The following is a 7679-nucleotide window of genomic DNA, read 5'->3' on the forward strand; positions in this document are numbered from 1 at the left end:
GATGGATCAGAAAACCGATCGGGATACGGGCGATACGGCCGCAATCGCGACGCCGGACAAAGCAACGTGGTTCGCAAGAACCAAAAAGCGTTTCGGCTTCCGCCTGTCTCCCGTCAATCGTCGGCGCCTCGAGCGCTTCAAGGCGCACAAGCTCGGATATCGTTCGTTCCTCATCTTCAGCGGACTATTCTTGATCACGCTCTTTGCCGAGTTCGTCGCCAACGACCGGCCGCTGATGATCAGTTACAAGGGCGAAATTCTGTTTCCGGTTCTCGTCGACTATCCGGAAGAAAAGTTCGGTGGCTTCCTCGCCGTCACCGATTACCGCACGCCCGACATCGCCAACGAGATCAACGCCAACGGCTGGATGCTTTGGCCGCCGATCCGCTACTCCTACGACACGATCAACAAGGACTATCCCGGCCGCATTGGCGAAAACGGCATCTGCCTCGGCTATCCCGCGCCACCACCCTGGGCATCGTCACTGAAGCTTTGCGACGCGCCGGCGGATCAAGTCGCGCGCTTTAAGGAACTCGGCAACACCAATTGGCTCGGCCTCGACAGCCAAGGCCGCGACGTCGTTGCGCGCGTCATCTACGGCTTTCGGATTTCGGTGCTGTTCGGTCTCATCCTGACGATTGTCTCGTCGGCGCTCGGCGTGCTCGCGGGCGCGGTGCAGGGCTACTTCGGCGGCAAGACCGATTTGATTTTCCAACGCCTCCTCGAAATCTGGAACTCGATACCGGAACTCTTCGTGCTGCTGATCCTGTCATCGCTGTTCGTTCCGGGTTTCTGGACGCTGCTCGGCATTCTGCTGATCTTCTCGTGGACGTCGCTCGTCGGTCTCGTGCGCGCCGAATTTCTGCGCGGCCGCAACCTCGAGTACGTTCGCGCGGCCCGCGCCCTGGGCCTCTCCGACTGGCAAATCATATTCAAGCATCTGCTGCCGAATGCGATGGTCGCCACGCTGACGTTCGTGCCGTTCAAGCTTTCCGGCGGCATCGCGGCGTTGACCGCTCTTGATTTTCTTGGGCTCGGCATGCCGCCGGGATCACCTTCGCTTGGTGAACTTCTGCTCGAGGGAAAAAAGCATCTCGAAGCGCCATGGCTCGGCATCTCGGGTTTCATTTCCATCTCCATCATACTGTCGCTTGCGATCTTCATGGGTGAAGCCGTACGCGACGCGCTCGATCCGCGCAAAACATTCAGGCAGATGAAAAGCTGATGACCAAGGGCCAACCTCTCATCGATGTCCGCAATCTCTCCGTCGCCTTCGGCGAGGGCGCCGATACCAAGCGCGTCGTCGACGAAGTGTCGTTCACGGTCGGCAATGGGGAGACTGTCGCCCTCGTTGGCGAATCGGGTTCGGGCAAAACCGTCTCGGCGATGTCGATCCTGCGGCTTTTACCCAACTCCGCATCGCACCCAACCGGCGAGATCCTGTTCGAAGGCAAGGACATTCTGAAGGCCAACGAAGCGCAATTGCGCGCCATTCGTGGCAGAAGAATTTCGATCATCTTTCAGGAACCGATGACGACGCTCAATCCCCTGCACACCATTGAGAAGCAGGTTGGCGAAATCATCAAGTTGCATCAAAAGGTTTCCGACCAGGCGACGCGCACGCGCGTGATCGAACTACTGACCAAGGTCGGCATTCGCGACGCCGAAAAACGGCTCGGAGCTTATCCGCATCAGCTTTCCGGCGGCCAGCGGCAGCGCGTGATGATCGCCATCGCGCTCGCCAACGAGCCAGACCTGCTGATCGCCGACGAGCCGACAACCGCGCTCGACGTCACGATCCAGGCGCAGATCCTGGAGCTGCTCAAGTCTCTGCAAAAAGAAATGGGCATGGCGATGCTGCTCATCACCCACGATCTCGGCATCGTGCGGCACATGGCCGACCGCGTTTACGTCATGCAGAACGGCGAGATCGTCGAAACCGGCAATGCCGAAGAAGTCTTCACGTCACCCAAGCATCCCTATACGCGCCATCTCCTCGAAGCCGAACCCAAGGGCAGCCCGCCGTCGACCAATCTGTCTGCCCCGGTCGTTGTCGAGACGGACGATCTCAAGGTCTGGTTTCCGATCAAGCACGGTTTTCTGCAAAGAACAGTCGACTACGTGAAGGCCGTCGATGGTTTGTCGATGAAGCTGCGAGCCGGCGAAACGCTTGGCGTCGTCGGCGAGTCCGGTTCCGGCAAAACGACACTCGGTCTCGCAATCCTGCGGCTTCTATCATCGAAGGGCCCTATTGCTTACGTCGGCAAGCGCATCGACGGCTTGACGAACAAGCAGATGCGGCCGCTGCGTAAAGAGATGCAGGTCGTCTTCCAGGATCCCTATGGTTCGCTGTCGCCGCGGCTCACTATCGAGCAGATCATCGAAGAAGGGCTGCTGATCCAGAATCCGGAGCTTGACGAAGGTCAACGCCGGTCCCGCGTCGCCGCGGCGCTGACCGAAGTCGGGCTCGACCCCGAGGCGCGAGACCGCTACCCGCACGAGTTCTCTGGTGGACAGAGGCAGCGTATCGCGGTCGCCCGCGCAATGGTGTTGGAGCCAAAGTTCGTCATGCTCGACGAGCCGACGAGCGCACTCGACATGAGCGTGCAGGCGCAGATCGTCGATCTGTTGCGCGACCTGCAAACGAAGCACGATCTCGCCTACCTTTTCATCAGTCACGACCTCAAAGTCGTGCGGGCGTTGTGCAACTACGTCATCGTGATGAAGAACGGCAAAGTCGTTGAAGAAGGCCCGGCGCGCGATATTTTCGAAAGTCCGAAGGAAGATTACACGAAAGCCCTGCTCGCCGCCGCTTTCGACATCAAAGTCGCGCATCGCGGCGTGCTGGCGAGCTAGAGACCACATCGGGGGGAACTCAATGAGCACACAGAAGCTCGTGCACTATCACGCGCCGCAGACACGCTCGTTTGCTATTTTGTGGCTGTTCGAGGAGCTTGGCTCGCCACCGCACGAGCTCAAGGTGCTGAACCTGAAGAAGGGCGAGCACAAATCGCCTGCCTATCGCGCGATCAATCCAATGGGCAAAGTGCCGGCCATCGTGCATGGCGACACGGTCGTCACGGAGGCGGCCGCGATCGCGCTCTACCTTGCAGACGCATTTCCAGATGCCGAACTCGCCCCGAAGATCGGCGACCCGGCGCGCGGCACTTACTTGCGGTGGATTGTTTTCAATCAGGCCGCCGTCGAGCCGGCGCTTACCGATTTTGCCCTGAAGCGCGAGCCCGGTCCGGCATCGACGCTCTCCTACGGCTCGTATGACGAAACGGTCGCCGCGCTTGCCGGCTCTCTTGCGAAGGGGCCCTACATCCTCGGCGAGCGCTTTTCGGCGGCCGACGTCGTCGTCGGCTCGGGCGTAAGATGGATGACGATGTTCAAGCTCCTTCCCGAGCGCCCGGAATTCAAAAATTATGCCGAACGGGTGACTGCACGTCCTGCCTTCGCGCGCGCTCTCGCGAAGGATGCTGAGCTCTCCCAATCTCTGGCCTCCTAGACGGCCCCTCTTTCGCAAAACTCCGGATCGCATATGGTCAACGGATTCCGCCGCTCTCCTGCGAGAATAGCAAATGCTTCCCGACGACGTGTTCCGCGATCGCCTCGAACCGACGCTTGTCGACCTCGAGGCGTGGGCGAACGGGATGCGCGATTGCGCCAAGATCGATATCACCGCCTCGCAGCGCTACTGGCGGCTGTCCGCCACCCCACATATCGCCGGAGGTTGTCCGTTTGAATTGCTGATCAAGTCCGATCAGACGTTCGATCTGAGGCTCGCGAATGAGGTTTATGAAGATCGACCGCTCGACAGGTTCGACTTCTTAGTGAGGCTCGTCAGCGCCATCGCCGCCGGGCATGTCGAAAGAATCGAAACGCGTAACGCTCTGACCGGCGTGCTGCTTGGCATCGGAACGCGCGTGGAAATCGAGGACGGCTGGGACTGGACGGGAGACCGTCGGATCACGCCCACGCCACTGCCTGCGCTCGAAGCGGACGAGGTACGACGCACGCACCGGTTTCTGCCATACCGGCGCTAGGCAGTTGCGCTCGACATGTCCTGCAGCTCCAGCCGTTTGATCGCGGTGATCTGACTACCTGTTCTTGCAATCCTTTGCGCGGCCTCGGATAGCGGCTCGACGGCGACCATCATGTGATGGGCGTTGGCGTGCACCATCAAAACGTTATCGACCATGATGCCGACGTGCCCCTTCCAAAATACGAGGTCGCCGCGATTCAGGCCTTCAAGACCGCCGGCGACGGGAATACTGGCGCCAAGCTCGGCCTGCTGCATGTCGGTGTCGCGGGGCGTCGAAAACCCGGCCGCCTGCAGCGAAGTTTGAACGAGCCCCGAGCAATCCAGGCCAATGCGTGTACGGCCGCCCCAAAGGTACGGCACGCCAACAAAGCCCTCTGAGATCGCCACGAAATCTCTTGCATGGCGGCCGCGCGACGCGGCGTGGCCCGCGTAAACGAAGCCACCGCCGTCGAGTTCGAGAAACTTATCGTCACCCCCACGCGCCGTAACGAGCGCGTTCATCGCCAGATGCATCAGCGGCGGAGATTTGATGTCGGGCGCGCCATAGAGAAATGTGCCTAGCGTTTGAATGCGATGGGTCGGATCGTGCTTTCCTCGCTGCAACGCATCCGCCGGCACGTAACCTACATACCCGTCATGTGCGAGCTGCACCCACGCCCAACCCTCGACCTCGTCGTAGATGGTCAGGCTCTCGCCGTATAAGGCCTCCGTTTCGAATCCGCGCGTCGCGTCCGGTGTCTTGCGCAGCGGTACCGAGGCGCGCACGACAAATGCCTGTTCGCCGACGACATAGCGTTCCGCCTTAACCGCGCCTTCCAGCGATTTTGCAGCCAGATCTTTGCGAAAAGCATTCCGGCGCGGATCGAGCGTGCCAACAGCGATTTGCGAAGCTTCATCCATCACGACGACAGCTCCCGCCTCAGCTGCTCCATCACGGCTCGCGCCGTCTGAGGCTCGCCGCCCTTGGGTCCGAGGGGCCGGCCCGCCGGTCGCCAGCCATAGAGATCGAAATGCGAAAAACGGCGGGCTTTCGTAACGAACTGGCGGAGAAACAGCGCCGCGGTGATGGCGCCCGCAAAGGGCGACTGCCAAACGTTGTTGATGTCGGCGATGTCGCTATCGAGGTGACGCCGATAGCCGTTCCAAAGCGGCAACCGCCATAAGGGATCACCGATGGACGCGGCAAGCGGCGGCAGGCTTTGCGCCATGCCCTCGTCATCGGTGAAGAACGCCGGCAGATCCGGCCCGAGCGCGGTGCGCGCCGCCCCGGTCAGCGTCGCGAAGACGAAGATGCTGTCGGGCGCCTCGCTGTCGGCCAGCGCCAGAGCGTCGGCGAGCACCAGCCGTCCCTCGGCGTCGGTGTTGCCGATCTCGACGCTGAGCCCGGCGCGGCTCGAAAGCACGTCTCCCGGCCGGAACGCATTTCCGCCGGTCGAATTCTCTGCCGTCGGGATCAAAACGCGAAGCCGGCATTTGAGCCCCTGCCCCATGATCATATGCGCCAGCGACAGTGCCGTCGCGGCACCGCCCATGTCCTTCTTCATCAGGAGCATGCCGCTCGCGGGCTTGATGTCGAGCCCACCCGTGTCGAACGTGATGCCCTTGCCGACGAGGGTGATTTTCGGCGCGCTCTCCGGACCCCAAACCAAATCGATCAGGCGTGGCTGGCGCGGACTGCCGCGGCCAACCGCGTGGATCATCGGGAAGTTCTGCGCCAGCAGTTCGTCGCCAGTGACGACGGAGATAGATGCGCCGTGACGTTCGGCGAGCATGCGTGCAGCGTCTTCGATGTCGGCCGGTCCGAGGTCTGACGCCGGCGTATTGATGAGATCGCGGCCGAACCAAACCGCCTCGGCAGTGTTGACGATCCGTGACGCGCTTGCCTTTTCCAACCGCAACTTGGCGCGGCCTGCACCTGAATTCTTTCGCTGATACCGCGAAAAGGAATAGGCGCCGAGAGCCCATGCAAGGGCTGCAAGATCGCCATCAGCCGCATCGGATGCGAGACGATAGGTTCCGGCCGGCAAGGCTTGGGCGAGAAGTCCCGCTAGAAGCTCGGAAGGCCCGCTCGGATCGCCTTGATGGCCGTCACCAACTCCGAACGCGACGGAGGAAATCCGCCCGTCTGCACCCGGAACGAGAACGTACCGCTTGGCAGCGCCTGAAAAGTTCTGCGCCGCGAGCCACGCTTTTTCGGCATCGTCAGGTTGGCCGAGCGCCGCAGGATCATCCGACCGAGCGAGATAGATTGGGATGTCTGACGGAGCGGCCGGACCGCCTGCGAAAACGTCGTCTACCGACCATGCCGTTGTCTCAACCATCGTCACTCTCGCCCCCACTGAAACCATGAACTCTATCGACGCCGCCACAAGCCCGGACGCCACGGCGGCGGCGCTCTGGAATTGCATCAGCTACCACGGTCGTCCGGCAAAACTTAAGCGTTTATTGACGCCTGCCCTAGAAACTGACGATCTCGCAGATTCGCTCGGCTACGACCGCGAATCTTGGCTTGACGGAGACTAACATGATGCGCTTTGAGCGTCGCAACCGCCCGCTCGCACTGCTTTTGAAGCCCGCTCGCATGGGAACTCTAGCGAGCCTGACGGCATCGCTGCTGCTCGGCGCATGTTCGCTTTCATCGGACCTGTTGCCGAACATCGCCATGAAGCCGCTGGAAACCGGCACGTCCGAAACGGCTTCCGCCTCGCCGCAGACGGAGCTGCAAAAGGCGACGGAGTATTGGCGCAAGGAATACGCGAAGAAGCCGACGGAGCTCCAGCCGGCCCTCAACTATGCTCGCGACCTCAAAGCAATGGGCGAGAAGGAAAAGGCCTTCGCCGTTCTGCAGCAGGCGAGCCTCGTGCACGGGAACAACCGTGAACTCGCAGGCGAATATGGCCGATTGGCGCTCGATCTCAACCAGGTTGGTGTTGCAAACCAGCTCCTCGCAATTGCCGACGATCCGACCAAGCCGGACTGGCACGTGATTTCGGCGCGCGGAACCGTGTTGGCCAAGCAGGGCAAATATAGCGACGCCGTGCCGTACTACGAACGCGCCCTCACGCTCTCGCAAAACAACCCGACGGTCATGAACAATCTCGCGATGGCCTACGCTATGATGGGAGACCCAAAGAAGGCGGAGGGAATTCTACGGCAGGCCGTGACCGCTGATGGAGCGACACCGAAGGTGCGTGAGAATTTGGCGATCGTTCTCGGGCTGCAAGGCCGTTATGACGAATCGAAAGCGGTGGCCGCGGGCGTCCTGAATTCCGATGCCGCTTCAGCCAACACCACATATCTGAAACAGATGGTGAAGCTCGACGCAAAGAGCGCCATGCCGGATGCGAAAAGCTTCGCGGCCCAGACCGTAGTAGATCATGCCGCGCCCGTGCAGCAGCCGACAGAGACCAAGATTGCCGAGAATTCGGCGGCAACGGCGTCGGCCGGTAAAGCGCCCGCGGCTCACGACTATTGGGAAACCAGCGTTGATGGCACGGCCGCAGCTTTGGCGTTTAAGGGCGCAGCCCGTTAAGCGAATCCGGCTCGATTAATTGGCTTGACCAATTTGCATTGGCTTCAAGCCGAGCCAGTATCCCCTTTCCACGACGGCCTCTAGCGGGACGCGGCATCA

The 7679-nt window shown here is 61.1% G+C and carries 7 protein-coding genes; 5 read left to right on the forward strand and 2 right to left on the reverse strand.

Annotation, left to right across the window (positions count from 1 at the left end; translation table 11 throughout):
* Nucleotide 1 precedes the first annotated feature (1 nt).
* The 4 genes from VN623_RS04840 to VN623_RS04855 all read left to right on the forward strand — a co-directional run bounded on the left by VN623_RS04840 (nt 2) and on the right by VN623_RS04855 (nt 4049).
* Entirely contained in the window at nt 2-1225 is a 1224-nt protein-coding gene (locus VN623_RS04840; RefSeq protein ID WP_325568685.1) for an ABC transporter permease, read from the forward strand.
* Entirely contained in the window at nt 1225-2856 is a 1632-nt protein-coding gene (locus tag VN623_RS04845; RefSeq protein WP_325568687.1) for an ABC transporter ATP-binding protein, read from the forward strand. The genes VN623_RS04840 and VN623_RS04845 overlap by 1 nt, the downstream gene beginning before the upstream one ends.
* A 22-nt stretch (nt 2857-2878) precedes the next feature.
* The gene (locus VN623_RS04850) at nt 2879-3511 is read left to right on the forward strand and encodes a glutathione S-transferase family protein (protein WP_325568689.1); all 633 of its coding nucleotides are present in this window, start codon (nt 2879-2881) and stop codon (nt 3509-3511) included.
* 73 nt (nt 3512-3584) lie between these two features.
* Nucleotides 3585-4049, forward strand: a complete 465-nt coding sequence (locus VN623_RS04855) for a hypothetical protein (protein ID WP_325568691.1) — start codon at nt 3585-3587, stop codon at nt 4047-4049.
* Here VN623_RS04855 and VN623_RS04860 read toward each other — a convergent pair.
* Both VN623_RS04860 and VN623_RS04865 read right to left on the reverse strand, forming a co-directional pair.
* Nucleotides 4046-4948: an NlpC/P60 family protein gene (locus VN623_RS04860; protein ID WP_325568693.1), complete on the reverse strand. Its 903-nt coding sequence runs from the start codon at nt 4946-4948 to the stop codon at nt 4046-4048. The genes VN623_RS04855 and VN623_RS04860 overlap by 4 nt on opposite strands.
* Complete coding sequence (locus tag VN623_RS04865) at nt 4948-6369, reverse strand: leucyl aminopeptidase family protein (RefSeq protein ID WP_325568695.1); 1422 nt, start codon at nt 6367-6369, stop codon at nt 4948-4950. The genes VN623_RS04860 and VN623_RS04865 overlap by 1 nt, the downstream gene beginning before the upstream one ends.
* 203 nt (nt 6370-6572) lie before the next feature.
* Here VN623_RS04865 and VN623_RS04870 point away from each other — a divergent pair, with 203 nt between their 5' ends.
* The gene (locus tag VN623_RS04870) at nt 6573-7580 is read left to right on the forward strand and encodes a tetratricopeptide repeat protein (RefSeq protein ID WP_325568697.1); all 1008 of its coding nucleotides are present in this window, start codon (nt 6573-6575) and stop codon (nt 7578-7580) included.
* Nucleotides 7581-7679 lie beyond the last annotated feature (99 nt).

The sequence above is a fragment of the Hyphomicrobium sp. genome (assembly GCF_035572195.1).
Classification (GTDB): Bacteria; Pseudomonadota; Alphaproteobacteria; order Rhizobiales; family Hyphomicrobiaceae; genus Hyphomicrobium_B.